The following is a 25,526-nucleotide window of genomic DNA, read 5'->3' on the forward strand; positions in this document are numbered from 1 at the left end:
CAGTGAGCGGTACGGCTTCAATTCTCATCCGGAGCCCCGCACACTCGGGCGGATAGGAAAATGAGTCCATGACAACGCCATCCGGAACCGAGACCGCAGGCCGAGTGATCGACGTCCTGCTGCTGTTCACCGACGGACCCGACGAGCTCGGCGTCTCGCAGATCGCGCGCGAGCTCGACCTCAGCAAGGCCGTGGTGCACCGCATCCTCCAGACGCTGACCTCCCGGGGCATGATCACCCTCGATCCGGAGTCCCGCCGCTACCGCCTCGGCTCCACCACGGCGGCGCTGGGAGCGCGCGCACTGCGCGGCCTCGACCTCCGCTCGGCGGCCGCGGGGCCGCTCGACCGGCTGCACCGCACCACCGGCGAGACGGTCACCCTCAGCACGGCCGTCCCCGGCGGCCGCGTCTACATCGAACAGATCGTCAGCACCCAGGAGGTGAAGATGACCGTCGAGCTCGGCAGGCGCTTCCCCCTGCACGCCGGAAGCTCGGGCAAGTGCATCCTCGCCTTCCTCCCCGAGGCCGAGCGCGAGGCCGTGCTCGGCGCCGGACTCGACGCGCTGACCACCACCACGCCCACCGACCCGGAGGCGCTCCGGGCCGAGCTGGCCGAGATCCGGGCCTGCGGTTTCGCCGCCTCCGCCGGGGAACGGCAGGCCGACGCCGGGTCGGTCGCCGCCCCGGTCTTCGGGCTGGACGGCGAGGTGCGCGGCGCGGTCTCGGTCTGCGGCCCGCGCTGGCGCGTCACCTCCGAGTTCGTGCACGACTACGCCGGCGGGGTCGTCGAGGCGGCCGCGGAGGTCTCCACGGCGCTCGGCTGGGCCGGCCCGGCGTCCGAGAGCCGGGCTCCCCTCCCCGCCACGACCCAGGGACGGACATGACCACACCCAGTACCAGCAGCACCGAAGCGCAGCCCCGCCCCGCCCTGTCCGGGATACGCGTCCTGGACGTGGCCACCCTCTTCGCCGGGCCGCTCGCCGCCACCCTCCTCGGGGACTACGGCGCCGACGTGGTCAAGGTCGAGCACCCCAGGGGCGACCCGGTCCGCCACCACGGCGCCAGCAAGGACGGGGTGGGGCTGTGGTGGAAGATGCTCTCCCGCAACAAGCGCGGGATCACCCTCTACCTCGGCAGTCCCGAGGGCCAGGAGATCTTCCGCCGGATGGTCCGGGACGCGGACGTGGTGATCGAGAACTTCCGCCCGGGGACACTGGAGCGCTGGGGGCTCGGCTACGACGTCCTCTCCGAGATCAACCCCCGTCTGGTGCTGGCCCGGGTCACCGCCTTCGGCCAGCACGGCCCGTACGCGCAGCGGCCCGGGTTCGGCACCCTCGCCGAGGCGATGAGCGGTTTCGCCGCCATCACCGGGCAGCCGGACGGGCCCCCCACACTCCCCCCGTTCGGGCTCGCCGACGGGGTCTCCGCGCTCACTGCGGCCTTCGGCATCATGACGGCACTGCACGAACGCGAGCGGACCGGCCGCGGCCAGGTGCTCGACCTGGCCATCATCGAACCGATGGTCACCCTCCTCGGACCGCAGGCCATCACCTGGGACCAGCTGGGCGAGTTGCAGCCGCGCACCGGCAACCGCTCGGCGAACAACGCCCCGCGCAACATCTACCGGACCAAGGACGGCAGTTGGGTCGCTGTGTCGACCAGCGCGCAGTCCATCGCCGAGCGGGTGATGCGGCTGGTCGGCCGCCCCGAGTACATCGACGAGCCCTGGTTCGGCTCCGGCGCCGAGCGGGCGAGGCACGCGGACGAGCTGGACGAGGCGGTCGGCTCCTGGATCGCCCAGCGCACCCGCGACGAGGTGACCTCGGCCTTCGAGGAGGCCCAGGCCGCGGTGGCGCCGATCTACGACATGCGGGACATCTTCGAGGACCCGCAGTACCGGGCACTGGGCACGATCACCGAGGTGGAGGACGAGGAACTGGGCCCGGTCCGCTTCCAGAACGTCCCCTTCCGGCTCAGCCGCACGCCCGGCGCGGTCCGCTCCTCCGGTCCCCGGCTCGGCCGGGACACCGCTGCCGTCCTCGGCGAGTACGGGGTGGACGAGGCGGAGCTCGACGAGCTGCGTACCCGGGGGGTCGTATGAACGGCGAGAGCGCCCCCGTCCGCTCCTGGCTGTACGTGCCGGCCACCCGGCCGGACATGCTGGCCAAGGCGATGGCCGGCGAGGCGGACGCCGTCGTCCTCGACCTGGAGGACGCGGTGCCCGCCGCCCGCAAGGAGGAGGCCCGGCGGTTCGCCGCGCGGGCCGTGCGGGGCGAGTGGCCCAAACCGCTGTGGGTGCGGATCAACCCGGTCCGCTCCCCGGTGGGCACCGCCGATCTGGAGGCACTGGCCGGGCTGTCCCCGGACGGGCTGCGGCTGCCGAAGTGCGAGGCACCGGACGAGGTGGCCGCGGTGCGGCGGTATGTGGAGGCCCCACTGCACGTGCTCATCGAGAGCGCCCTCGGTGTCGAGGAGGCCTTCCGGCTCGCCCTCGCCGACCCGGCGGTGCGGCTGCTCTCCCTCGGCGAGGCCGACCTCAGGGCCGACCTGCGGGTGCGCAGTTCGGCAGGGCTGGACTGGGCCCGGGACCGGATCGTCAACGCGGCCCGGGCGGCCGGGCTGGACAGTCCGGTGCACAGCGTGTGGACGGACGTGGCCGACACCGAGGGCCTGGCCGCCGACACCGAGGCCGCCAGGGACCGCGGCCTCTACGGCCGCTCGGTGGTGCACCCCCGTCAGATCGCCACGGTGAACCGGGTGTTCTCGCCGCGCGGCGAGGAGGTCGCGCAGGCGCACCGGTTGATCCGCTCCCTCCACACCGCCGACGGCGAGGGGACGGGAGCCTGGCTGGACGAGCGCGGCCGGCTGGTCGACCCGGCGGTGGTGGCGCAGGCCCGCTGGGTGCTCGCCCAGACCTCCGGCTGAGCGCCTTGCTGATCGCTGATCGCTGATCGCTGATCCGAGAACCGAAATCCGACCGACGAAGGCAGGAAATGACCGCCAGCAATCCCACCCTCGCGAGCGTCCTGGACGCCCTCACCGCCGAGCCGCGGATCGTCGAACTGGGCCAGCCGCTCTTCACCGGCATGCCCTGCTCCCCCAACCACCCGGGCTTCCGGATGACCCTGGCCCGCCGGCACGGCGACATGGTCCGGCCGGACGGCGGCTCGGCGGCCAACGAAGTCATCATCACCGGCGGCCACGTCGGGACCCATATCGACGCCCTCTCCCACGTCAGCCACGAGGGCCTGCTGCACGGCGGGGTGGACGCCGCCGAGGCCCAGGCCGGCGGCAGCTTCTCGGAGCACGGCGCCGAGCGGACCCCGGCGATGGTCACCAGGGGCGTCCTGCTGGACGTCGCCCGGGCGCACGGGGTGGACACCCTGCCGGGCGGCTACGGGGTGACCGCCGAGGACCTGGCGCAGGCCGCCGAGGCCGGCGGCGCGGAGCCGGGCCGCGGCGACGTCGCCCTGGTGCGCACCGGCTGGGCGCGGAACTTCGGCGACCCGGCGAGCTACCTGGGCGCGGAGACCGGGGTCCCCGGCATCACCCCGGAGGCCGGGTGCTGGCTCGCGGACCGCGGCGTACGGGCGGTGGGCGCGGACACCACGGCCTGCGAGCAGATCCCGCCCGGGGCCGGACACCGGGTGCTCCCGGTGCACCGGGTGCTGCTGGTGGACGCCGGGATCTACATCATGGAGCACCTCGCGCTGGAGGAGCTGGCGGAGACCGGGCAGAGCGAGTTCCTCTTCGTGGTCGCGCCGCTGCGGATCACCGGCGGCACCGGCTCCCCGATCCGTCCGATCGCGGTGATGCTGTGATGAGCGGCCCCGCGATGACCACCGCCACCCCCGCCCAGCGGCTCGCCGGCTTCGCCGTCCAGGTCCGCGACCACGGGCTGCCGGCCGACATCCGGGAGAAGATCACCGGCCATCTGCTGGACCTGCTGGGCAACAGCCTGGCGGCGGGCGCGGAGAAGCCGGGCCAGGCCGTCCGCGCCCTGGTCGCCGAGTGGGGCGGGACGCCGACCGCGACCGCGATCGGGGCGGCCGAGCGGCTGCCCGCTCCTTCCGCCGCCTTCGTCAACGGGACGCTGGCGCACAGCCTGGACTTCGACGACACCCATCTGCCCTCCGTGCTCCATCCCTCGGCGGCCGTACTGCCCGCGGTGCTGGCCGCCGCCGAGGCGGTCGGCGCCTCCGGCAGTGCGGTGCTGGCCGCCGCGGCGGTCGGCGTCGAGGTCACCTGCCGGCTCGGAATGGCCCAGTACGACGAGGAGTTGGGCAACTCCGTCTTCTTCGACCGGGGGCTGCACGCCACCGCGATCTGCGGTGCGGTGGGCGCGGCGGTCGGCGCCGGGATGCTGCGCGGACTGGACGCGGAGCAGCTCTGCTCGGCGATCGGCATCGCGGCCAGCATGGGCTCCGGGATCATCGAGGCCAACCGGACCGGCGGCACGGTCAAGCGGATCCACTGCGGCTGGGCCGCCCACGCCGGGGTGACCGCCGCCGACCTCGCCAGGTTCGGGCTGACCGGTCCGCCCACCGTGCTGGAGGGCCGGTTCGGCTTCTTCCAGGCCTTCTGCGGCGACCGCTTCCACACCGCCCCGCTGACCGAGCGGCTCGGCGAACACTGGGAGACCGCACGGCTGTTCATCAAGCCGTACCCGTGCAACCACTTCACCCACGCCGGGGTGGACGCGGCGCTGCGGCTGCGCCGGCAGGGCGTCGAACCGGACGCGATCACCCGGCTGACGCTGGGCGTGCCGGCGCCGGTGCTGCGCACCATCGCCGAGCCGGCCGAGGAGAAGGCGCACCCGCGCTCCGGCTACCACGCCGCGTTCAGCGGGCCGTACACCGTGGCCGCCGGCCTCCTCGGCGGCGGCGGACTGGGCGTCTTCCACGAGGACTTCACCGACGAGGCGGCCCGGGACCCGCGCCGGCTGGCACTCGCCGCGCGGGTGCGCTGCGAGGCCGACGAGGAGGCCACCGCTCTCTTCCCCCACCAGTTCCCGGCGGTCCTCACCGCCGAGCTGAAGGGCGGCAGGACCGTCACGGAACGGGTGACGGCCAACCGCGGCGGACCGGAGAACCCGCTCTCCGCCGACGAGCTCACCGCCAAGTTCACCGCCAACGCCCGGATCGCGGGGACGGAGAGCGCGGCACTCCGCCTCGCCGACGCGGTCTGGAGCCTGGACCGGGCCGCGGACCTGTCCGCCCTGGTCGGGGCGCTCACCGCGCTCTCGCCCGGCGCGGGCGGGGCGGACGGGGCGGACGGGGCGCCCGGCGCGGGCGGCGCAGGTCAGGCAAGAGACTCCGACACACCGTGAGGTCACGATGAAGAGAACCCGCTACCGGTGGCTGATGCTCGGGCTGATCGTCACCCTGATCGTCATCAACTACATCGACCGCAGTGCCGTCTCGTACGCGATCGAGCCGCTCACCAAGGCGTTCGGCATCGACAGCGCGCAGTACGGCCTGATCAGCAGCGCCTTCTCGATCGGGTACATGGTCTTCGCGTTCACCGCGGGGCCGCTGGTCGACCGCTACGGCCCGCGCCGGATCCTGCTGATCGGGGTGGTGATCTGGTCGGTGGTGACCGCGGTGACGCCGGTGTCCGGCTCGTTCGCCGGCCTGTTCGTGCTGCGGGTGCTGCTCGGGGCGGGTGAGGGGCCCGGGTTCCCGGCCGCCACCCGCATCGTGAGCCGCTGGCTCCCGCAGAAGGAGCGCGGTCTCGCGCTGGCCATGGTCGGCGGGGTGGCGGTCTCCGGCAGCCTGCTGATCGGCGGTCCGCTGGTCACCCAGCTGATCGCCGGGGTGGGCTGGCGCGGGATGTTCTGGGTGCTGGCGCTGCTCGGCGTGGTCTGGATCGGCGCCGCGACGCTGCTGCTGCGGAACACCCCGCAGGACCATCCGCGGGTCTCCGCGGCCGAGCGCGAGCACATCGCGGCCGGCCAGACCGAGGAGGAGCGGGGGCGGGCGGAAGGCCCGGCGCGGATCGACTGGCGGGCGGTGCTGACCAGCCGCAACCTGTGGATCATCGGGATCGGCTACTTCGCCTGGGGGTTCATGTTCTGGGGCTTCATGTACTGGCTGCCGGACTACCTCGGCAAGCAGTACCACCTGAGCATCTCCGCGGTCGGGCTGTTCTCCGTGGCGCCGTGGGCCGCGGGGGTGGTCGGCGCGCTCCTCGGCGGGGTGCTGACCGACCGGGTCTTCGCCCGCACCGGGAGCGTGCGCAGCCGGTTCGTCATCATGGGCGTGGCGCTGCTGCTCTCCGGCGCCTCGCTGATCCCGATCTTCGCGGCGCCCTCGCTCACCGTGTCGGTGGTCTTCATCTCGCTCGGCGTCGGGCTGGGCTTCGTCACCGGCGGGATCTGGTGGGTGGCCGCGATCGACGCGGTGCCCTCCCAGCCGGGCGTGGCGGCGGGGTTCGCCGACGCGGCGTTCGCGCTCTCCGGGATCGTCGCCCCCTCGGTGATGGGCTTCATCGTCTCCGCCACCGGCGACTTCTCCTCCGGCTTCGTCGTGATGAGCGCCCTCGCGGTGATCGGCGCGGGACTGATGCTGACCTGCACCCGCGCCCCGAGGCGCCCGACCGGGACCCGCACGGAGAGCGAGGAGCACCAGCCGGCCTGAGGCGCGGGCGCGGGCGCGCGCGGGTCGGGAAGGATCGGCTCAGCGGTCCTCGCTGCGGCCGAAGCGGAGGTAGGCGAGGAGGCCGAAGAGGCTGCCGAAGGCGCACAGCGCCAGCCAGGTCTGCGGCGGGAACCGGCGGGTGTGCGGGTGGCGGGCGATGTCGGCCATGCAGATCACGGCGGGGACCAGCGCGACCAGCGGCACGAGGACGGCCCAGGGCGCGGGCGGCCCGGAGCCGACGGATCCGATGGCGGCTCGGACGGCGAGCCCGATGGGCCCGCCCCCGGGCCCGGTCGGGAGGTTCGGTAGCGGCATGGTGACGGACCCCCCTCGGTCACGGAGCCTCGGGGGTGAGGAGGAAGAGGCCGGCGACCTTCTCGTCCTGGTCGAAGGCGACCCGGGCCTTCATGTCGCCGGCCTCGTAGTGGAGGGGGAGGTCGACCACGGTGTGGTCCCCGATGCGGCGGACGAACGGCTCCTCGTCGGCGAAGCCCTCGAAGGCGCCGACGAGGCCGGCCACCGTGGCCAGGCCCTGACCCCTGACCTCCTCCGTGAACGCCTCCAGCACCTGGGAGTTGAAGGAGCGCCGGGCCTCGTCCATCCGCCCGTCGAGGACGGCGGCGACGATGGAGCGGGCGCGCTCCGCGGCGTCGGTCATCCGGACCGTCTTGTCCATGGCTTCTCCCGTTCGGGGATCGACGGGCTTGCCGAACCGCTGGAACGCGGCCTGGCGGGTCACGCCGAGCAGGTCCCCGATCTCCTGCCAGGTGTGGCCGGCGTCCCGGCTCTGCTGCACGCAGAGCTTGAGCAGCCGGTCCGCCGACTCGCCCACCTCCCGGGCCTGACGGACCAGGTCCAGGTAGGCGGGCGAGGCCAGCGGACTGCCCACCGCCCCGGCCAGCGCGGCGGCCTGCTCGGCCAGCCGGGCGCTGAGGGCGGAGAGGGTCTGCGGGGAGTCGGGCATACGTAAAGCATCCCTTTACGAGTGGTGCTTGTCAAGGAATGCTTTACGGCTCCGAGGGGTGCTCAGAAGTACTGCGAGCCGCCGTCGACGGAGAGGTGCTCGGCGGTGATGAAGGCGGACTCGGCGGAGGCCAGGAAGGCCACGGCGTCGGAGATCTGGTCGGCCTCGGCGGCGTACCGGTTGAGGAACGGCGTCCCCATGGTGGCCAGCCGCGGATTGGACTCGTGGGCGGCGGCGAGCGCGGACTGCATGTCGCCCGAGCCCATCGGGGTGTTGACGCCGCCGGGGTGGACGCTGTTGACGCGGATGCCGTGCTGCCCGAGCTCGGCGGCGAAGGCCCTGGTCATGCCGGTGACGGCATGCTTGCTGGTGGTGTAGTGGACCATGAACGGCTGGACCTTCTTGCCCGCGTACGAGCTGATCAGGACGATCGAACCGCCGCCCCGGCGGACCAGGTGCGGTGCGCCGGCCATCACCGTGTTCCAGACGCCGGTGACGTTGATGTCCATGGTGTCCCGGAACATCTCCGGGGTGGTGGCGTCCCAGGTCGCCGGGATGCAGATGCCGGCGTTGGCCACCACCACGTCCAGGCCGCCGAGTTCCTCCGCCGCCTCGTCCAGCAGGGCCCGCATCCCGTCCAGGTCGCGGACGTCGCCCTGGCGCAGCAGGGCCCGGCGGCCCTCCTGCCGGACCAGCTTCCCGGTCTCGCGGAGGTCCTCCGGAGTCGGGGAGTCGTAGGGGACCCCGGGCAGCGGGCCGGCCAGGTCGATGCCGACGATGTCGGCGCCCTCCCTGGCCAGCCGGACGGCGTGGGCGCGGCCCTGACCGCGCGCCACGCCGGTGATGAAGGCGACCTTGCCCTGGAGTCTCGTCGTCGACGTCGTCAACCCGGCCATCTCCCTCGTCCTCGGCGGTGAGGATCGTCACACCCGGCGGTCATTCTCGTCGCGGTGCGGGGAAGGAGAAGGCGTCGGTACGCAGATGTGCGCCGGGTCACTCCAGGCCGAGGGCCGGGGCGAGGTCGGCGAGGAGGCGGCGCTTGGCGCGGGCGCCGACCAGCGAGGCGGTGGGCTCACCGTCCCGGAAGACCATCATGGTCGGGGCGGAGAGGACGGCGTACCGCGCGGCGGTCGCCGGGTTGCGGTCGATGTCGAGCTGGACGACCTTGAGCCGGCCGGCGTACTCGTCGGCGATCTCGGCCAGGACGGGGGCGAGTTGGCGGCAGGGGCCGCACCAGTCGGCGGTGAACTCCAGCAGGACCGGGAGGTCGGCGGAGGCGGCGAGCACCTCGTCGGAGAAGTCGTCGTCGGTGACGGCGGGGACGCCGTGGGCGGCGGTGGTGGTCACTTCTGGTCCTCTCGTCGGTCCGGCGGCGGGGCCGGGAAGAGTTCGCAGGAAGGCTCGGGGGCGGCGTCGGCGGCCAGGCTGAGGCGCAGCCGGACGGCGTCCCGGACCTCCTCAAGACGCTCGATCAGCGCGTCCAGCTCGGCGAGCTTGGCGCGGTAGACCTCGCGGGAGGCCGGGCAGGAGTCGCCGGCCGGGTGGCCGGAGCGGAGGCAGTCGACGAACGGCCGGGTCTCCTCCAGCTCGAAGCCGAAGTCCTGGAGCAGCTTGATCTGCTGGAGGATCCGGAGGTCCTCCTCGTCGTAGGCGCGGTAGCCCCGCGAGTCCCGGCGGGAGGTGAGCAGTCCGCGGGACTCGTAGTAGCGCAGCGCCCTGGTCGTGGTGCCGCCGCGTTCGGCGAGTTCGCCGATGCCGATCGTGCCCATGGGGTCCTCGTCCTCCTCCGAGCCGATGGAAGAACCGTAGGCCTTGACGTCGACGTCAACGCCAGCGCGGCGGGAGGGCATCCAGCCAGGGGGCGACCGCGCGGGGGTGGCGGAAGCGGTGGACGGCGAGCGGCCGCTCGCGGGGGGCCGCGGTGCGGCGGGCGATCTCGCGGTGCCGGGGGCCGTGCGAGGACCAGGCGCTCCAGGCCGGGTGGTCCCGGGTGAACCAGGCGGACCAGGTCTCGCGGTTGCCGCCGAACACCGGCTCCCGGGTGAGGCTCCGGCGGAAGGACCGGCGCAGCACCCGGGGCATGACGATCCGGCGCGGGTAGTTCAGCCACAGGACCGTGTCGGCCCGGGACCACAGGAGGTCGCGGACCTCGGGGTAGCCGATGGAGTCGACGACCCAGCCGGGTTCCCCCGCCAGCGCGGAGACCTCCTCGACCAGGCGGGGGTTGACCGCCCATCCCGGGCCGGTGAAGTAGAGGGCGTCCATCTCGTGGTACGGCAGGCCGAGGCGGTCGGCCAGGGCGCGGGCGAGGGTGCTCTTGCCGGAACCGGTCGTTCCGACGACGAGGACTCGTTGCATGCGGGCCGGGCCTCCTCAGGGCTGCGTGACGTCGCGGGGAAATCGTCAGTCGCCTTGCCCGGCGGCCTCATTGAGGGCGTCGAGGAGGAGGCGGAGACGGGGTGCGGTGTGCGAGCCGCGGCGGACGGCGGCCACCACCTGGCGGGTCGGCCGGTCCGCGGGGAGCGGACGGACCGCGACGGCGGGGCGGTGCGGGGCCGTGTCCACCAGGCGCGGGACCAGGGCCACCCCGAGCCCCGCCGCGACCAGGGCGAGGATCGCCGTCCAGTCCGAGGCGGTGTGGGCGGGCTCCGGGCTGAAGCCGGCGGTCGCGCAGGCGGTGAGGGTGATCTCCCGCCAGGGGCCGGCGGCGCCGAAGATCCACGGCTCGTCGGCGAGTTGGGCGAGGCGCAGCGGGGGGCCGGCGTCGCCGCCCGCGGCGGCCAGCGGGTGGCCGGCCGGGAGGGCCAGGTCGAGGGGGTCGGCGAGGAGGGTGCTGCGGGTGAAGCGGCGCCGGGCGGTGGGTCCGGTCGGGGCGCCGGCCGGGGCGAGGGAGAGGCCGAGGTCGATCTCCCCCCGGTCGAGGAGGTCGTAGACCTCGGCGGCCTCGGCCTCGCGGACCTGGACCCGCAGCCCCGGGTGCTCGGCGCGGAGCCGTACCACCGCCGGGGTGACCAGGGCGGGGACGCCGGTGGCGAAGGAGCCGACCCGGATCAGGCCGGTGTCCCCCGCCGTGTAGGCGGCGAGCTCGGCCTCCGCCCGCTCCAGCTCGGCGAAGATCTCGTCGCCGTGCCGCAGCAGCAGGTGGGCGGCCTCGGTGAGGCGGACCCGACGGCCCTGCGGCTCCACCACGGGGCTGCCGATCTGGCGGGCGAGGGCGGCGAGGGACTGGGACACGGCGGAGGGCGTCAGCGACAGCGCCTGGGCGGCGGCCGTCACCGTGCCCTGGCGGTGCAGCTCGCGCAGGATGCGGAACTTGCGGAGGTCCCAGTCGATCATTCAGTTGAGGTTAGCAAAGATCGAGTGATCGGTTAGCTGTCGTGGTCGATGCCTCAGGGGGTAGGGGCGCCGTCTCCTTCAGAGGAGCGGCTGGACGGCGGGGCCGGTCGGATAGCGGCCGAAGTCGTCCGGGACGAGGAGCTGCCAGACGGTGGGGGTGGAGGGGTAGTAGAGCGGGAGGACCGCGAGCTCCTCCGGGTCCTGGACGCGGGTCAGCCGGAGGAGGCGGCCGCCGTCGAGGATGTCGGCGATCTCCATCCCCTCCTCGGGCTGGAGGCCGTCCAGGATCAGCTGGGTGGCGGCGCCGTTGAGGATCCGCCCGGTGTTCGGCGGATCCTGCCCGGTGACCGCCAACTCGTAGTCGCGGCCGGGCCATTGGGCCAGGCCGACGGTGTAGGCGAAGGGCGGGTCGAAGTCGGCCTCGTCCAGGTCGCCGACGGTGTCGAGGGCGTCCGGGTCGTCGGCGTAGGCGTAGGCGGGCGGCGGGCCGGCCGGATGGTCGGCGGGGTACCCGGTCGGGTGGTCGGCGGGATACCCGGCCGGGTGGTCGCTTTGCTGGTCGTAGGCGTGGTCGGAGCAGGTGACCGGGGTGCAGGGGGACACGTACTGGATGGCGTGTCCGTGCTTGGCGATCGTCGCGTTGAGTCGGTCGAGATGACGGCGGTCGATCACGGGAACCTCCCCCCGGGGCTCTCCCCCCGAGGATGTTCGGCTGTGCGCAGGCTCAACGTAGGGCCCGGCTGTGACAGTGCGCGGTCCGGGTCTTCCGAATCGCTCGAACGAGTGATCAGAGTGCTGGTGGGAGGGGTTCAGGAGGTGGCTAGGGTGGTAGTGGCGATCGTCGGGGCAGGGGCCGTGGCGGCGATGCCCGGGTGCTCGTGCGCCGGCGAGGCGGGTCCGGAGGACGCCGGCCGAGTGGGCGTGCGGGCGAGCGGGGCGGCTGCGCGGGTCATGGCGGGTTCCTACCCGGGGGGTGGGGCGTGGCATGCGAAGCCGCTTCGCGGCGGGCTGGGTTCTTGTATTTCCCTACCGGCCCCCTGCCCTCCTACCGGCCCGCCTCTGCCCTCCCCCGCCGGGGCGCCCGCCCTCGGCGCCGCCCGGCTGCCCCGCCGAGTCGCCCGGCGACGTCGGGGGCGCGGGGAACCGCGCGGCCGGCGGCGCGACGCTCTGCCGCACTCGTCCGGGGCCCCTGCGCGAAGAGCCGCCGTTGCCGAGTGCGGGAGCGTTGCGCGCGGGCTGCGCGGTTCCCCGCGCCCCCTGGCTTGCGCCTTCGGCGCTGCGCTTCGGGCCCGCGGCCTCGCTACGGCAGCGTCGCCAGGGTCGAGGCCAGGTCGTCGAGGCCCAGGGAGCCCTGCGAGAGCGCGGCCATGTGCCAGGTGCGGAGGTCGAACTCCTTGCCGGACTTCAGCGCGGCGGACTTCGCGGCCTCGCGGCCGGCCAGCCAGGCGCGCTCGCCGAGCTTGTAGCCGATGGCCTGGCCGGGCCAGCCCAGGTAGCGGACGATCTCGCTCTCCCGCATGTCCGCGGGGCTGCCGTTGTACGCGGCGAAGAAGGCGTCGCCGAGGGCCGGGGTCCAGCGCTCGCCGGGGTGGAACGGGGAGTCGGAGGGGATGCGGAGCCCCAGGTGCATGCCGATGTCGATGATGACCCGGATGGTGCGGAGCATCTGCTCGTCGAGGAAGCCGATCCGGTGCTCGGGGGTGGAGAAGAAGCCCAGCTCGTCCATCAGGCGCTCGGCGTACAGCGCCCAGCCCTCCACGTTGGCGCTGACCGACCCCAGCGAGCACTGGTACTGCGACAGCTTCTCGGCGCAGGCCACCCACTGCGCGAGCTGCAGATGGTGGCCGGGAACCCCCTCGTGGTACCAGGTGCTGACGAGCTGCCAGGTCGGGAACTCGGTGTGCCCCATGGTCGGCAGCCAGGTCCGGCCCGGGCGGGAGAAGTCCAGCGAGGGCGCGCTGTAGTAGGGCGCCGCCGCTCCGCCCGCCGGGGCGATCATCGCCTCGACCTTGCGGACCGGCCCGGTGATGTCGAAGTGGGTGCCGTCCAGCGCGTCGATCGCCTCGTCCATCAACTGCTGGAGGTAGACCCGGATCTGGTCCACCCCGTGGACGATCGGCCCGTGGGCGTCGAGGTGGCGCATCGCGGTGAGCGGCTCGGGGTCCCGGGCGCCGGTGAGGATCCGCGCGGCCTCGACGCGCTGCTCGGCGAGCAGCCGGTGGAACTCCGTCCAGGCCCAGCCGTAGGCCTCGTCCAGGTCGAGGTCGGAGCCGCTGTGCGAGCGGGCCGCGCGAAGGTAGCGCTCGCGGCCGACCGCGTCCGGGGTGCCCTCGGCGGCCGGGGCGTACTCGGTGCGCAGCCAGTCGCGGAAGGCGAGGACGGACCGGGTGGCGTTCTCGGCCCGGGCGTCCAGCTCCTCGCAGAGCGAGTCCGGCACGCCGTTGATCTGCCGGGCCTCGGCGACGAAGTCGGAGAACCAGGGGCTGGGCTCGGCCCACTCGGTGAGCTGCTCGACGACGGTGGCGACCTGGCGGGGCGCCACCGTGCGGCCGGTGCGGGCGCCCTCGGCGAGCGAGGCCCGGTAGGAGTCCAGGGCGCGCGGCAGGTCGGCCAGCCGGCCGGAGGTACGGGACCAGTCCTGCTCGTTCTCGGCCGGGCGCATGGTGAAGATCTCCCGCACCCAGTGCACCGGGGCGGAGATGTTGTTGAGCGACCGGAGGTGGTCGCCGGCCTCGTACTCGGCGAGCTGCGCGGTGAGGCGCTCGCGGAGCAGCCGGGCGCAGGCCCGGTCCGCGCCGACCGCCGAGTCGTCCCGCGCGGTGCCGGGGAGACCGTCCAGGGCGGCGAGGGTGCGGCGGTCCTGTTCGGCCAGGGCGGCGAAGCCGTCCGGGGAGTAGTCGCCGAGGCTCTCGTCCTCCTGGTTGAGGCCGAGGTAGGCGGAGGTCGTCGGGTCCAGGGCGGCGCGTTCGGCGAGGTAGGCGTCGGCGAGCGAGCGTGCGGTGTCTGGCATGGGCCCATCCTGGCCCACCGGCCGCCGGACGGGCGATCCCTTGTCGCGGGCTGTTTTGCCGATGGACCGTCAGACGGCCGGCGGACGGCCCGTCAGGACTCCTTGTCGAAGCCGGCGAAGTAGGTGGCGGCCATGTCCTCGCCGCCGTGGCCCTGGAGCTCGGCCCGGCGGAACCGTTGCGCGGCGGCGCTCAGCAGGTCCATCCGCACGCCCGCGCGCTCCCCCGCCTCGACGATCAGCCGGGCGTCCTTGCCGGCCACCGAGACCGAGAAGCTGGGGGTGTAGTCGCCGCTGAGGATGGCCTCGGCCTTGGTCCGCAGATAGGGGTTGTCCAGCGGGCCGCCTGCCATCGCCTCCAGGAACGAGCGCCCGTCCACGCCCAGCCCGTCGGCCAGGCTGAGCGCCTCGGCGACGCCGCTGACCAGGCTCAGCACATAGGTGTTGGCGACCAGCTTGAGCGCCTGGGCGGCGCCGGACTCGGCGTTCTCGGCCACCCACAGGGTGCGCTGGCCGATGGCGTCCAGCACCCGGTCCACGCCGCTGCGGACGGCCTTCGGCCCGGCCGCGAAGACGGTCAGCTTGCCCTGCTCGGCGGGCTGCCGGGTGCCGAGGACGGGCGCGTCGACGAACTGGATCTCGTGCTCGCGGGCGAGCGCGGCCAGTCCGGCCACCGCCTCGGTGCCCACGGTGCTGCACTGGAGCCAGACCTGGTTGCCGTTCAGGCCGCCCGCGGCGGCCTCGATCACCTCGCGGACCGCGGCCTGGTCGGTGAGCATGGTGATCACGATGCGGCTGCCGCGTACCGCCTCGGCCGGGTCCTCGGCGACCACGGCGCCGGCGTCGGCGAGCGGCAGGGCGCGCTGCCGGCTGCGGTTCCACACGTGCACCGGGAAGCCCTCGCGGAGCAGGCTGCGCGCCATCCCGGCTCCCATGATCCCGGTGCCGAGTACGGAGACCGCGGGGGCTTCTGCGGACTGACCGACCATCACTCATGCTCCTCGGACGACTCGAACGGCTGCAACGGCTGGAACGGGGGGCTCTCCAGCGACGTTACCGCGCCCCGGCGGCCGGCGGCGCCCCGGCATGGCCCGGGCGAACGGGCGAGTCGAACCGCGAGCCTTGTCAAGGGGATTGACGGCCTTGTTGACGCGCAGTCTCATAAGAGACGCCAGCGGAACGAGAGCACCACGGAACACGGGAGCCACGGAACAAGGGAGTCCGCCCCATGCCCACGCTCGAAATCGACCAGCTGCTGAACCGCGAGCAGGTCGCCGAGCGTCTGCTCGACGCCTCGGACAAGCACTCGTTCGACCCGGACGTCGAAGTCGCCTGGGACGCCCTGGAAGACGGCAAGTGGTGCATACCCGAGAAGCTCGTCTCCCTCTACGGCACCCCGATGTGGGAGGCGATGCCGCTGGAGCAGCGGCTCGACCTCTCCCGGCACGAGGCCGCCTCCACCGCCTCGATCGGCATCTGGTTCGAGATCATCCTGATGCAGCTGCTCACCCGGCACATGTACGACCTGGACTACCTCAGCGACCACGTCCGCTACGCGCTGACCGAGATCGCCGACGAGTGCCGGCACTCCAAGATGTTCGCCCGGATGATCCGCCGCCTGGACTGCCCGCTCTACCGGCCGGACGCGCTGGTCCGCTTCCTCGGCCGGTTCATCAAGACCTACGCCACCACCCCCGGGGCCTTCACCGCGACGCTGCTCTGCGAGGAGATCCTGGACCGGATGCAGCGGCAGATCTTCCCGGACGAGTCGGTGCAGCCGATGGTCCGCGACGTCACCCGGATCCATGTGGTCGAGGAGTCCCGGCACATCCGCTACGCCCGCGAGGAGCTGGCCCGGCAGATGCGGGTCTGCGGCCCGGTCGAGCGCCGGTGGACCCGGTTCTCCAGCGGGGTCGCCGCAGTGGTGGTGGCCGAGAGCATCATCTCCCCCGAGGTCTACGCCAACGTCGGCCTGGACCGGGAGGAGGCCCTGCGGCAGGCGAGGGCGAGCGCCCATCGGGGCGAGACCCTGCGCTGGTCCGCGGAGAAGCTCACCTCGTTCCTCCAGGAGACCGGCGTGATCGCCGGGCCCATCGCGACCGGGCTCTGGCGGCGCGCCCGGCTGCTGTGAGCACCCCCCGTTCGGGCCGACCGCGTTGTCAATCCCCCTGCTGTGTACGAATCGTGGAGTCCGCTGGCTAGGGTGGCCGCCATGGAAGCGGACGCTGCGGTCGAGGACGCCCCCACCCCCTCCGCCGGTGCCCCCGGCTCGCCGGGCGGCGGGGCGGCCCGCCCGCGCCGGGCGGCCTACCGGAGGCTGAGCGTGGAGGAGCGCCGGGGCGAGCTGATCCGGGCCGCCCTCGAACTCTTCAGCCGGCACGCCCCGGAGGAGGTCTCGCTGGACGACGTGGCCGTCGCCGCCGACGCCTCCCGGCCCCTCGTCTACCGCTACTTCCCTGGCGGCAAGCAGCAGTTGTACGAGGAGGCGCTGGGCTCGGCGGCGGAGGGCCTGGCGGCCAGGTTCGTCGAACCCCGGGACGGCCCGAGGACCAGGCGGCTCGGGCACGTCCTGGAGCGGTACTTCGCCTTCGTCGACGAGCACGCGGCCGGCTACGCGGCCCTGCTGCGCGGCGGCTCGGTGGCCGAGACCGAGCGGACCGACGCCATCGTGGACGGCGTGCGGCGGGCCGCCCACCAGCGGATCATCGAGCATCTGACGGACGAGCCGGCCGGTCCGCGGCTGCGCGTGCTGGTCCGCTCCTGGGTCTCGGTGGTGGAGACGGCCGCGCTCAGCTGGCTGGACGAGGGGCGGGAGATACCCGTCACGGAGCAGGTGGAGCTGCTGGTGGACCAGTTCGTGGCGATGTTCGCGGCGGCCGCCGTCCACGATCCGCAGTGCGCCCGCCTGCTGCGCCGGGTGGTCGCGGACGAGGGCTTCAGCGGACCGGGCGCCCGGCTCGCGGAACGCCTGGGAGAGCTGCTCGCGGCAGAGGACTGACGCCCGGGATTGATCCCATGTATGGTCCCGCGCATGACGATGGTGATCGATGCACATCATCACTTCTGGGACCCGGGCACCCGGCGTCACGCATGGCTGGACGGCGCCGCCATGGCGCCGCTTCGGCGGCCGTACGGAGTTGCGGAGCTGCGGGACGAGGCCGAGCGCTCCGGGGTGGACGGCACCGTGCTGGTCCAGGTGCTGAACGCGGCCGAGGAGACGGCGGAGTTCCTGGCCACGGCCGAGGCCAGCGAGCTGGTCCGCGGAGTCGTCGGATGGGTCGATCTCCGTGCCCCGGACGTGGCCGACCGGCTGGACCGGATGCGCGAACTCCCCGGCGGCGAGCTGCTGGTGGGCGTCCGCCACCTGGTGCAGGACGAGCCGGACCCGGAGTGGCTGCTGCGGGCGGACGTCCGCCGGGGGCTGCGCGCGGTGGGCGCGGCCGGGCTGGTCGTGGACCTGGTGGTGCGGCGGCCGCAGTGGGACGCGGCGGCGCGGACCGTGCGCGGGCTGGACGAGGTGCCGTTCGTCCTGGACCACCTGGGGAAGCCGCGGATCGCCGAGTACGGCGGGGACTCCCCGGCCGGGCTCGACCGGGAGTGGGCCGACTGGCTGACCGGGCTGGCCGCGACCGGGAACCTGGTCGCGGCGAAGCTGTCCGGCCTGGTCACGGAGGCGTCCTGGCAGGACTGGACGCTGGACGGGCTGCGGCCGTACGCGGACGCGGCCCTGGAGTCCTTCGGTCCGGACCGGCTGATGTTCGGCTCGGACTGGCCGGTCTGCCGGCTGGCCGCCCCGTACGTCGAGGTGGCCGAGGCGGCGGGCGCGTTGACCGCCGGGCTGTCGACGGCCGAGCGGGAGGCCGTGTTCGGCGGGACGGCCCGGCGGGTCTACGGGGTGTAGAAGCCCAGTTCGCGGCGGAGTCCGGCGGGGATCGGGGTGGCCGCGTGCCCGGCGTTGGCCGCCACCTCCGCCGCCGTCCGGCAGCCCACCAGCACCGAGACCACCGCCGGATGGCCGGCCGGGTAGGCCAGCGCGGCGGCCGGCAGCGGCACCCCGTGCGCCTCGCAGGCGCGCGCCAACCGCCGCGCCTCCTCGACCAGTTCGCCGTCGGCGGGCTGGTAGTCGAAGGTCGCCCCGGGCCGCGGGTCGGCCAGCAGGCCGGAGTTGAACGCCCCGCCGACCACCACGCCGGTGCCGCGCTCGGCGCACAGCTCCAGCAGGCCCTCGCGCAGCGCCGAGCGGTCCAGCAGGGTGTGCCGGCCGGCCAGCAGGATCAGGTCCAGATCGAGGTCGCGGACGAATCCGGCCAGCGGCTCGGTGAAGTTCATCCCGACGCCGACCGCCCCGACGACGCCCTCCTCGCGCAGCCGGGCCAGCGCCGGATAGGCCTCGGCGCGGACCTGGCGCTGCTGCTCGGGGGTGTCCGGGTCGTGGACGTAGACGATGTCCACCCGGTCCACGCCCAGCCTGGCCAGCGACTCGTCCAGCGAGCGGCGCACGCCGTCCGCCGAGTAGTCCAGGCGCCGCCGGCGGCGCGGTACGGCGGCGAAGCCCTGCGGCTCCAACTCCTCGCCCGGGTCGGCCGGTTCGAGGAGGCGGCCGACCTTGGTGGAGAGGACGTACCGGTCCCGCGGCAGGCCGCTCGCGGCGAGCGCGCGGCCGAGCCGCTCCTCGGCCAGGCCGAGTCCGTAGTGCGGGGCCGTGTCCAGGTAGGTCCAGCCGGCTTCGAGGGCGGCCGCCACGGCGGCCTCGGCCTCGGCTTCGGGCACCTCGGCGTAGAGGTTGCCGAGCGGCGCCGTGCCGAGACCGAACGGCGGGAGCCGGAAGGGGAGCGGGCGGACGGCCATCAGCGCTCCTGGCGCGGGGGCGCGGACACGGGGGCGGACGTGGGCGCGGGGGCGGCCGCGGGCGCGGGGGCGGACGTGGGCGCGGGGCGGAGGCGGAGGCCCTGCATCCCGCCGTCCACCGCCAGCGAGGTGCCGGAGGTGGAGCCGGAGAGCGGGGAGGCGAGGTACGCGATGGCGCCCGCCACCTCCTCGGCGGAGACCAGCCGGCCGTGCGGCTGGCGGGCCTCCAGCGCCGCCCGCTCGGCGGCCGGGTCCTCGGCGGCGTCCAGCAGCCGTCCCACCCACGGGGTGTCCGCCGTACCGGGGTTGACGCAGTTGACCCGGATGCCCTCCCGGAGGTGGTCCGCGGCCATCGCCAGGGTGAGCGAGTACACCGCCCCCTTGCTGGCCGAGTAGAGCGCCCGCTGCGGCAGCCCGGCGGTGGCGGCGATGCTGCAGGTGTTGACGACGGCGGCGTGCCGGGAGGCGCGGAGCAGCGGCAGCGCGGCCCGGGTGACCCGGACGATGCCCAGGACGTTGACGTCGAGCACCCGGTGCCACTCCTCGTCGGAGTTGTCGGCGACGGTGCCGGCGGCGCCGATGCCGGCGTTGTTGACCAGCACGTCGAGGCCGTCCAGGGTGCCGACGGCGGCCCGCACGGAGGCGTCGTCGGTGACGTCGCAGACCCGGCCGGAGAGCCGGCCGGGCAGGCCGGCCAGGGCCTTCTCGTCCCGGTCCAGAACGGTGACCCGGGCCCCGCGGGCCGCCAGCAGGTTCGCGACGGCGAGGCCGATACCGGAGCCGCCGCCGGTCACCAGGGCGGAGAGGCCGAGGAAGTCCCGGCCGGCGGCGTCGGCGGGCTCGGCGGAGTCGGCGGGCTCGGCGGAGGTGGCGGACGTGGCTGCCTCGGTCATGCGGTGGCCTCCGAAGGCTCGGCGGTGGGGTCGGCGGCGGGCTGGGCGGAGCCGGCGAGTTCGGCGGCCCAGACGGGGCCGTCCGGGTAGCGGTACTCGGCGAGGGTGCGCTCGTGGATCCTGGCGCCGGAGCCGGGTGTCAGTGGCGCCCGGTAGCGTCCGTTCTCGAGGACGACCGGATCGGTGAAGTGCTCATGGAGGTGGTCCACGTACTCGATCCGGCGCCCGTCCTGGCTGCCCGAGACGGCCAGGTAGTCGAACATCGAGAGGTGCTGGACCAGTTCGCACAGGCCGACCCCGCCGGCGTGCGGGCAGACCGGCACGCCGAAACGGGCGGCGAGCAGCAGGTTGGCGATGTTCTCGTTGACCCCGCCGACCCGGGCCGCGTCGATCTGCATCACGTCCAGCGCTCCGGCCTGGAGGTACTGCTTGAACATCACCCGATTGTGGACGTGTTCGCCGGTGGCGACCAGGATGCCGGTGCCGGCCTCGGCGAGGGCGCGGCGGACGGCGGCGTGCGCCAGGACGTCGTCCGGGCTGGTCGGCTCCTCGATCCAGTACGGGCGGAACTCGGCGAGCGCGGTCATCCAGCGGATCGCCTCGGCGCTGCCCCAGCGCTGGTTGGCGTCGACGGCGATGGGCAGGTCCGGGCCGACGGCGGCGCGGGCGAGGGACATCCGGCGGCGGTCGTCCGCGAGGTCGTCGCCGACCTTGAGCTTGATCATCTCGAACCCGTCGGCGACGGCCTGGCGGCTGAGCCGCACCAGCTTCTCGTCGCTGTACCCGAGCCAGCCCGGGGAGGTCGTGTACGCGGGGTAGCCGCGGGCGAGAAGGGCGCGCTCGCGGGCGTCCCGGGCGGGGTTCTCGCGGGCCGCGTGGAGGATCTCCAGGGCCTGGTCGGGGGTGAGGGCGTCCTCCAGGTAGCGGAAGTCGACGCAGTCGACGAGCCGCTCCGGAGCGAGGTCGGAGAGGAGCCGCCAGAGCGGCTTGCGCTCGTGCCGGGCGTAGAGGTCCCAGACGGCGTTGAGGACGGCGGAGACCGCCATGTGGATGACGCCCTTCTCCGGGCCGAGCCAGCGGAGTTGGCTGTCGTTGAGCAGCTCGCGGTTGAAATCCCCGATGGCGGCGAAGAGTTCGCGGGCGTCGCGGCCGACGAGGTGGCCGCGGAGGGAGTCGATGGCGGCCGTCTGGACGTCGTTGCCGCGGCCGATGGTGAAGGCGAAGCCGTAGCCGGCCGGGGTGTCCGGGTCGTCGGTGCGGAGGACCAGGTAGGCCGCGGAGTAGTCCGGGTCCTTGTTCATCGCGTCCGAGCCGTCGAGCTCGCGGGAGGTGGGGAAGCGGAGGTCGACGGTGTCGAAGCCGGTTATGCGCAAGGCCGCGCCTCCGCTCCGCGGGGGCCGATGGCCGGGGTCGAGCCGGTGCGGGGGGCCGGAACCTCACGCGAGTCACCACCTTGCGGGTGTGTGGTCATTACGTCCAACCGTCGGTTAGACATCCGATGTATATCAAGACCACGGATCGGGGTCCAGCGTGCGGCCGCGATCTTCATGCTGTGCACGCGAGCCGTGCGTTGATGCTCCGTCAGTCGTCGGATGACATCGCCCCACCCGGGCGTCGCCGCAGGCGCGATCAGGGGCGCAGGGACTGCGCGGCCAACCCTCTACGGCGTGGCGCCCGGGAACGACTACCGGGTTGCCACTCGAACTCCGTTGTCGAGCGCAACGGACTGCGGCGCTGGCCGCGCAGTTCCCCGCGCCCCTCATCTGCGACGTCGTCGCCGCGCTCGGGGCGCGCTCGGGCCGCGCTCGGGCCGGCCTCGCCCGCGCGGCGGGCTACTCGCCGCCTGCGGCAACCGACGCGCGGAGCCACTCCTCGACGCCGGCGATGTGGACGAGGGCGCAGGCGTGCGCCAGGTCCGCACGGCGGGCGCGCAGCGCGGAGACGATGGCGCGGTGCTCGGCGAGGGTGCGGGAAAGGGCGTCGTCCTCGGTGAGGCCGCGCCAGACCCTCGCGCGCACCGTCGGCGAGCTCAGCTGGACCAGCAGCGCGGCCAGCACTTGGTTGTCCGCGGCCTCGACGATGACCCGGTGGAACTCCATGTCGCACTCGACCAGTTCGGCCGCCGTGCTGCTCGCCTCCGCCGCGTCGACCAGCCGCTCCAGCTCGGCGAGCTGCTCGGCGGTGACGCGTTCTGCGGCCTTCGCCGTCGCCGCCGGCTCCAGCATCCGGCGGACCTCGAAGACCTCGAGGAGCGAGCTGTCGTGCCGGAGCTCCACCATGAAGCCGACGGCCTCCAGCAGCCGCTCCGGCTCCAGGCCGGTGACGTAGGTGCCGTCGCCCTGCCGCACGTCCAGCACGTGGATCAGCGACAGCGCGCGCACCGCCTCGCGCAGCGAGTTGCGGGACAGCCCGAGCATCGCGGCCAGGTCGGCCTCCTTGGGCAGGCGGTCGCCCGGCTTCAGGTCGCCACCGGCGATCATCTCCCGGATCCGGGCGATCGCCTCATCCGTGACCGACACGTCCTGTGCCCTCCCGGCCAGTTGCGGTACGTGCGCCGGGGCGGTCCTCGCCGCCCCGGCGCACGGTAGTCGGCTCATTATGCGGGAGGCCGCACCGGCCGCGTACCGGTGTCCCCGGATCAGAACCGGTTGGGGACGGGATCACACCAGCTTCCCCTTCCGCAGGGTCGCCACCCGCTTCGCGGCCCGGGCGATCGCGGTGTCGTGGGTGACGATGACGAAGGTCAGCCCCCTGGACTCCCAGAGGTCGTTCAGCAGGGCCATGATCTCGTCCCTGGTCTCCTCGTCCAGGTTGCCCGTGGGCTCGTCGGCGAGGAGCACCTTCGGCTCCTTCACCAGTGCCCGCGCGATCGCCACCCGCTGCTGCTGGCCGCCGGAGAGCTCGGCCGGGAGGTGGGTGAGGCGCTCGCCGAGGCCGACGGAGGCCAGCGCGTCCGCGGCCCGTCGCCGCCGGTCGGCGGACTTCACGCCCATCGGGGCGAGCGCGGCCTCGACGTTCTCCTGCGCGTTGAGGGTCGGGATCAGGTTGAACCCCTGGAAGACGAAGCCGATCGTCTCCGAGCGGACCCGGGTGAGTCTGGCCTCGGGGAGGGTGCCGAGGTCGTGGCCGTCGAGTTCGACCATGCCGGAGGTCGGCCGGTCGAGGGCGCCGAGCATCTGCAGCAGTGTGGACTTGCCGCCGCCGGTCGGGCCCTGGATGACGAGCTGCTCACCGTCCTCGATGACCAGGTCGAGTCCGTTCAGCGCGTGCACCGTGCCCTTGCCGCGCTGATAGGTCTTGGTTACTCCGCTGAGTTTGTACATGGCTGGTTCCGCTCCGGATCCGGGTGAGGGGCGCTGGGGGTGGTGTGCCGACGGCCTTGGGGCAGGGGCCTTGGGGCAGGGGGCCGGCTACTCGATCCGGCGGAGTGCGTCCGCCGGGCGCAGCCGGGAGGCCCGCCATCCGCCGAAGCCGCCCGCGACCAGCCCGCCCGCCACCGCGAGGAGCACGGCGAGGAGGATGGCGCCGATCGTCACCGGTGCGGTGAGGTGCACGGTCACCGCCTGCTCGGCGGCCCGGCGGAACCCGCCGAAGCCGCCCCCGCCGCCGAAGCCACCGGCGCCGCCGAAGCGGCCGCCCTGACCTGCGCCGCCCTGGCCGGCGGCGGCACCGCCGGCGGTGGCGCTCAGCGTCGGCGACACCGCGGTGATCGCGTACGCCGCGGCCAGGCCCAGGACGATCCCCAGCACCCCGCCGATCAGGCCGTTCACCACGGCCTCGCCCATCACCTGGCCGATCACCCGGCGGCTGCGCCAGCCCAGCGCCTTGAGGGTGCCGAACTCGCGGACGCGCCGGTTGACCGCGGCCGAGGTGAGGAGCGCGGCCACCAGGAAGGCCGCCGCCAGCACCGCGACGGAGAGCCACTTGCCGAGGCTGGTGGCCAGGCTGGCGGCGGTGGAGAGGGAGCCGGAGACCTCGGAGGCCATGTCGGCGGAGGTGGTGACGGTGGTCCCGGTGACGTTCTTCTGGATCGCCGCCTTGACCGCGGAGATCTGCTGCGAGCTGGTCGCCTTCACATAGACGGTGGAGACGGCGCCGGTGTTGGACGACAGCTTCTGCGCCTCGGCCAGTGGGATGTAGACGTTGGAGCTGGCGGCGCCGGAGTCGGCGGTGGCGATGCCGATCACGGTGAACCGGGTACCGGCGAGGGTGACCGTGGAGCCGGTCTTGAGGCTCTTGGTCTTGGCGTAGGCGCTGTCCACCACGGCCACCGCGGAGGCGGACTGGGCCGTGGTGAAGTCCTCACCGCTGGTGATCTTCGAGGAACTCAGGGGGCCCAGCGCGAGGTTGGAGGTGTCCACGCCGGAGACGGTGAAGGAGTCCAGGTTGAAGCCGGCCGAGCCGGAGGGCGGGGCCGCGCGGCCGCTGCCGGAGCCGCCGCCCTCGCCGCCGCCGAGGCCGCGGGTCCCGCCGAAGCCGCCGGAGGTGCCGGCGCTGCCGCCCTTGAAGGTGAACGAGCCGTTGAACTTGATGTCGGTGAGCGAGAGTCCACCGACCGCCGAGGCCACCCCGGACTGCCGCGCGATGGAGGCGAGTTGGGACTTGCTCAGGGTGCCGGTCCCGCCGGCCACCCGCAGCCGGTCCTGGCTGCTGTCGCTGGTGCCGGAGCCGGAGTGGGAGAACTGGAAACGCTGGGGCCCCTGGCCGCCCTGCTGGTCGGCGGTGGCCGCCTTGGTGACGGTGATGTCCGTGCCGAGGCCGTAGAGGTTGTGGAGCACCTGGCTCTGCGCCTTGTTCATCCCGGCGGACACCGAGGTCACCGTGATGACCAGGCCGATGCCGAGGGCCAGGCCCATGGCGACGACGAGTGCCGCCTTGCGTCGGCGGCGCAGTTCACGCCGCAGGTAGGTGAAGAACATCCGAGTCGTTTCCTCGAATCCTTGAGGCCGGAGGGGGCGGCGCGGTGGCGGTCCTGGGTCGTCTTCGTCCCGCTGCGGCGCGGGACGAAGGTAGGGAGCCGTGATGGAAGGGTGATGAGGGGGACATGAAAGACGGGTGAGAAGCAGACGGGCGAGAAGCGCCCCGGCGAGCTCCCGCCGGTTCGCGGAGATCTCGCTGCACCTTGTCCGCCGAACCGTGATGATCTGCCCGAATTCAGATGATCTGACGTACCGTGGACCCATCCGATCCGATCCGGAGCTGAGGGGCGGCGGAGATGGAGTTCGGCGGACAGCGCCAGCGTGGTTCCGGGAGGAGCCGGCGGGACCAGGTGACCGTGCCGCATCTGATCGGCATGCGGCTGGGCGAGGCGCAGTGGCTCGGGGTGGAGATGAGCCTGGTCGTGCTGCGGGCGGACGGGTCGCCCGCGGGGGACGAGAACGACTGGGTCGTCGATCAGACGCCGTCCTCCGGGCGGTCGGTGGCGCGGTCCACGGTGGTGACGGTGTTCACTCGGAACTCCCCTCCCGGGGAGGGCGGGGTCCGCGAGCCGCGGCGGCCGCTGCCGGGGCCCGGCGGCGTGCAGCAGGAGGCGCCGATCCCCTCCCCCACTCCGCCCCTTCCCGAGACCGGGGACCTGCCCCCGGACCCGCTGGCCCCGCAGGCGCTGTAAGCGCCGCAGGGCGCCGGCGCCCCCTCGACGCCTAGCGCCCAGGCAGGGACGGGTCCGGGTCCGGGTCCGGGTCCGGGTGGCGACCCGGATTCATCGCCGAGCACGGCAGCGTGGGTGCCCCCGGCGCCCCCGGATCCGGGCCGCGACCAGGGCACGTGGCCAAGCGGAGCCTCCTAGTGCGAGGATGGCGGCCGGTGGATCGTATGCAAAATCCGCAGGCGTTGACCGG

The 25,526-nt window shown here is 73.7% G+C and carries 26 protein-coding genes; 10 read left to right on the forward strand and 16 right to left on the reverse strand.

Features of this window, described 5'->3' with window-relative positions; translation table 11 throughout:
• Positions 1-68 precede the first annotated feature (68 nt).
• The 6 genes from BS73_RS15385 to BS73_RS15410 all read left to right on the forward strand — a co-directional run bounded on the left by BS73_RS15385 (position 69) and on the right by BS73_RS15410 (position 6,638).
• Positions 69-884: an IclR family transcriptional regulator gene (locus tag BS73_RS15385; protein WP_037572839.1), complete on the forward strand. Its 816-nt coding sequence runs from the start codon at positions 69-71 to the stop codon at positions 882-884.
• Positions 881-2,101, forward strand: coding sequence for a CaiB/BaiF CoA transferase family protein (locus BS73_RS15390; protein ID WP_037572842.1), 1,221 nt, complete (start codon positions 881-883; stop codon positions 2,099-2,101). Before BS73_RS15385 ends, BS73_RS15390 begins: the two co-directional genes overlap by 4 nt.
• The gene (locus BS73_RS15395) at positions 2,098-2,925 is read left to right on the forward strand and encodes an HpcH/HpaI aldolase/citrate lyase family protein (RefSeq protein ID WP_037572845.1); all 828 of its coding nucleotides are present in this window, start codon (positions 2,098-2,100) and stop codon (positions 2,923-2,925) included. The genes BS73_RS15390 and BS73_RS15395 overlap by 4 nt, the downstream gene beginning before the upstream one ends.
• 68 nt (positions 2,926-2,993) lie before the next feature.
• Entirely contained in the window at positions 2,994-3,821 is an 828-nt protein-coding gene (locus BS73_RS15400; protein WP_037572848.1) for a cyclase family protein, read from the forward strand.
• 14 nt (positions 3,822-3,835) lie between these two features.
• Positions 3,836-5,329, forward strand: a complete 1,494-nt coding sequence (locus BS73_RS15405; RefSeq protein ID WP_235215420.1) for an MmgE/PrpD family protein — start codon at positions 3,836-3,838, stop codon at positions 5,327-5,329.
• Between the two features lie 7 nt (positions 5,330-5,336).
• On the forward strand, positions 5,337-6,638 hold the full coding sequence (locus BS73_RS15410) for an MFS transporter (RefSeq protein ID WP_037572852.1): 1,302 nt from the start codon (positions 5,337-5,339) through the stop codon (positions 6,636-6,638).
• A gap of 39 nt (positions 6,639-6,677) precedes the next feature.
• Here BS73_RS15410 and BS73_RS15415 read toward each other — a convergent pair whose 3' ends face one another.
• The 10 genes from BS73_RS15415 to BS73_RS15460 all read right to left on the reverse strand — a co-directional run bounded on the left by BS73_RS15415 (position 6,678) and on the right by BS73_RS15460 (position 14,934).
• Positions 6,678-6,953 carry a hypothetical protein gene (locus BS73_RS15415; RefSeq protein ID WP_037572854.1) on the reverse strand — a complete coding sequence of 92 codons (276 nt, stop codon included), beginning with the start codon at positions 6,951-6,953 and terminating at the stop codon, positions 6,678-6,680.
• A 19-nt stretch (positions 6,954-6,972) separates the two neighbouring features.
• Positions 6,973-7,602 carry a DUF3887 domain-containing protein gene (locus tag BS73_RS15420; RefSeq protein WP_037572857.1) on the reverse strand — a complete coding sequence of 210 codons (630 nt, stop codon included), beginning with the start codon at positions 7,600-7,602 and terminating at the stop codon, positions 6,973-6,975.
• A gap of 62 nt (positions 7,603-7,664) precedes the next feature.
• Positions 7,665-8,498: a mycofactocin-coupled SDR family oxidoreductase gene (locus BS73_RS15425; RefSeq protein ID WP_037572860.1), complete on the reverse strand. Its 834-nt coding sequence runs from the start codon at positions 8,496-8,498 to the stop codon at positions 7,665-7,667.
• Between the two features lie 97 nt (positions 8,499-8,595).
• Entirely contained in the window at positions 8,596-8,949 is a 354-nt protein-coding gene (locus BS73_RS15430) for a thioredoxin family protein (RefSeq protein WP_037572864.1), read from the reverse strand.
• The gene (locus BS73_RS15435) at positions 8,946-9,362 is read right to left on the reverse strand and encodes a MerR family transcriptional regulator (RefSeq protein WP_051941437.1); all 417 of its coding nucleotides are present in this window, start codon (positions 9,360-9,362) and stop codon (positions 8,946-8,948) included. The genes BS73_RS15430 and BS73_RS15435 overlap by 4 nt, the downstream gene beginning before the upstream one ends.
• 64 nt (positions 9,363-9,426) lie before the next feature.
• The gene (locus tag BS73_RS15440; RefSeq protein WP_037572868.1) at positions 9,427-9,960 is read right to left on the reverse strand and encodes an AAA family ATPase; all 534 of its coding nucleotides are present in this window, start codon (positions 9,958-9,960) and stop codon (positions 9,427-9,429) included.
• 45 nt (positions 9,961-10,005) lie between these two features.
• Complete coding sequence (locus tag BS73_RS15445; RefSeq protein ID WP_037572871.1) at positions 10,006-10,938, reverse strand: LysR family transcriptional regulator; 933 nt, start codon at positions 10,936-10,938, stop codon at positions 10,006-10,008.
• Positions 10,939-11,016: 78 nt separating this feature from the next.
• A complete protein-coding gene (locus BS73_RS15450; protein ID WP_037572874.1) occupies positions 11,017-11,610 on the reverse strand; it encodes a DUF4262 domain-containing protein in 594 nt (197 codons plus the stop codon).
• A gap of 628 nt (positions 11,611-12,238) precedes the next feature.
• Positions 12,239-13,948: a DUF885 domain-containing protein gene (locus tag BS73_RS15455; protein ID WP_051939965.1), complete on the reverse strand. Its 1,710-nt coding sequence runs from the start codon at positions 13,946-13,948 to the stop codon at positions 12,239-12,241.
• Between the two features lie 92 nt (positions 13,949-14,040).
• Complete coding sequence (locus tag BS73_RS15460) at positions 14,041-14,934, reverse strand: NAD(P)-dependent oxidoreductase (protein WP_037572879.1); 894 nt, start codon at positions 14,932-14,934, stop codon at positions 14,041-14,043.
• Between the two features lie 239 nt (positions 14,935-15,173).
• Here BS73_RS15460 and BS73_RS15465 point away from each other — a divergent pair, with 239 nt between their 5' ends.
• From BS73_RS15465 to BS73_RS15475, 3 genes are all read left to right on the forward strand, one after another.
• Complete coding sequence (locus BS73_RS15465; RefSeq protein ID WP_037572881.1) at positions 15,174-16,076, forward strand: AurF N-oxygenase family protein; 903 nt, start codon at positions 15,174-15,176, stop codon at positions 16,074-16,076.
• Positions 16,077-16,157: 81 nt separating this feature from the next.
• Positions 16,158-16,943: a TetR/AcrR family transcriptional regulator gene (locus BS73_RS15470; protein ID WP_084704086.1), complete on the forward strand. Its 786-nt coding sequence runs from the start codon at positions 16,158-16,160 to the stop codon at positions 16,941-16,943.
• A gap of 39 nt (positions 16,944-16,982) precedes the next feature.
• A complete protein-coding gene (locus BS73_RS15475) occupies positions 16,983-17,846 on the forward strand; it encodes an amidohydrolase family protein (RefSeq protein WP_037579734.1) in 864 nt (287 codons plus the stop codon).
• On the opposite strand, the gene BS73_RS15480 is transcribed toward BS73_RS15475, so the two are convergent.
• From BS73_RS15480 to BS73_RS15505, 6 genes are all read right to left on the reverse strand, one after another.
• Positions 17,834-18,793, reverse strand: coding sequence for an aldo/keto reductase (locus tag BS73_RS15480; protein WP_037572884.1), 960 nt, complete (start codon positions 18,791-18,793; stop codon positions 17,834-17,836). The two genes, BS73_RS15475 and BS73_RS15480, sit on opposite strands and share 13 nt — an antisense overlap.
• Entirely contained in the window at positions 18,793-19,686 is an 894-nt protein-coding gene (locus tag BS73_RS15485) for an SDR family NAD(P)-dependent oxidoreductase (protein ID WP_084704087.1), read from the reverse strand. Before BS73_RS15485 ends, BS73_RS15480 begins: the two co-directional genes overlap by 1 nt.
• Positions 19,683-21,059: an enolase C-terminal domain-like protein gene (locus tag BS73_RS15490; protein WP_037572886.1), complete on the reverse strand. Its 1,377-nt coding sequence runs from the start codon at positions 21,057-21,059 to the stop codon at positions 19,683-19,685. The genes BS73_RS15485 and BS73_RS15490 overlap by 4 nt, the downstream gene beginning before the upstream one ends.
• Positions 21,060-21,518: 459 nt before the next feature.
• Positions 21,519-22,205 carry a FadR/GntR family transcriptional regulator gene (locus BS73_RS15495; RefSeq protein WP_037572890.1) on the reverse strand — a complete coding sequence of 229 codons (687 nt, stop codon included), beginning with the start codon at positions 22,203-22,205 and terminating at the stop codon, positions 21,519-21,521.
• A 141-nt stretch (positions 22,206-22,346) separates the two neighbouring features.
• Positions 22,347-23,009, reverse strand: coding sequence for an ABC transporter ATP-binding protein (locus BS73_RS15500; RefSeq protein WP_037572893.1), 663 nt, complete (start codon positions 23,007-23,009; stop codon positions 22,347-22,349).
• 87 nt (positions 23,010-23,096) lie between these two features.
• A complete protein-coding gene (locus tag BS73_RS15505) occupies positions 23,097-24,605 on the reverse strand; it encodes an ABC transporter permease (RefSeq protein ID WP_037572896.1) in 1,509 nt (502 codons plus the stop codon).
• Between the two features lie 350 nt (positions 24,606-24,955).
• Between BS73_RS15505 and BS73_RS15510 the strand changes: the two genes are divergently transcribed.
• On the forward strand, positions 24,956-25,297 hold the full coding sequence (locus BS73_RS15510) for a PASTA domain-containing protein (protein WP_037572900.1): 342 nt from the start codon (positions 24,956-24,958) through the stop codon (positions 25,295-25,297).
• Positions 25,298-25,526: the final 229 nt, after the last annotated feature.

This window comes from Phaeacidiphilus oryzae TH49, from assembly GCF_000744815.1.
GTDB lineage: Bacteria > Actinomycetota > Actinomycetes > Streptomycetales > Streptomycetaceae > Phaeacidiphilus > Phaeacidiphilus oryzae.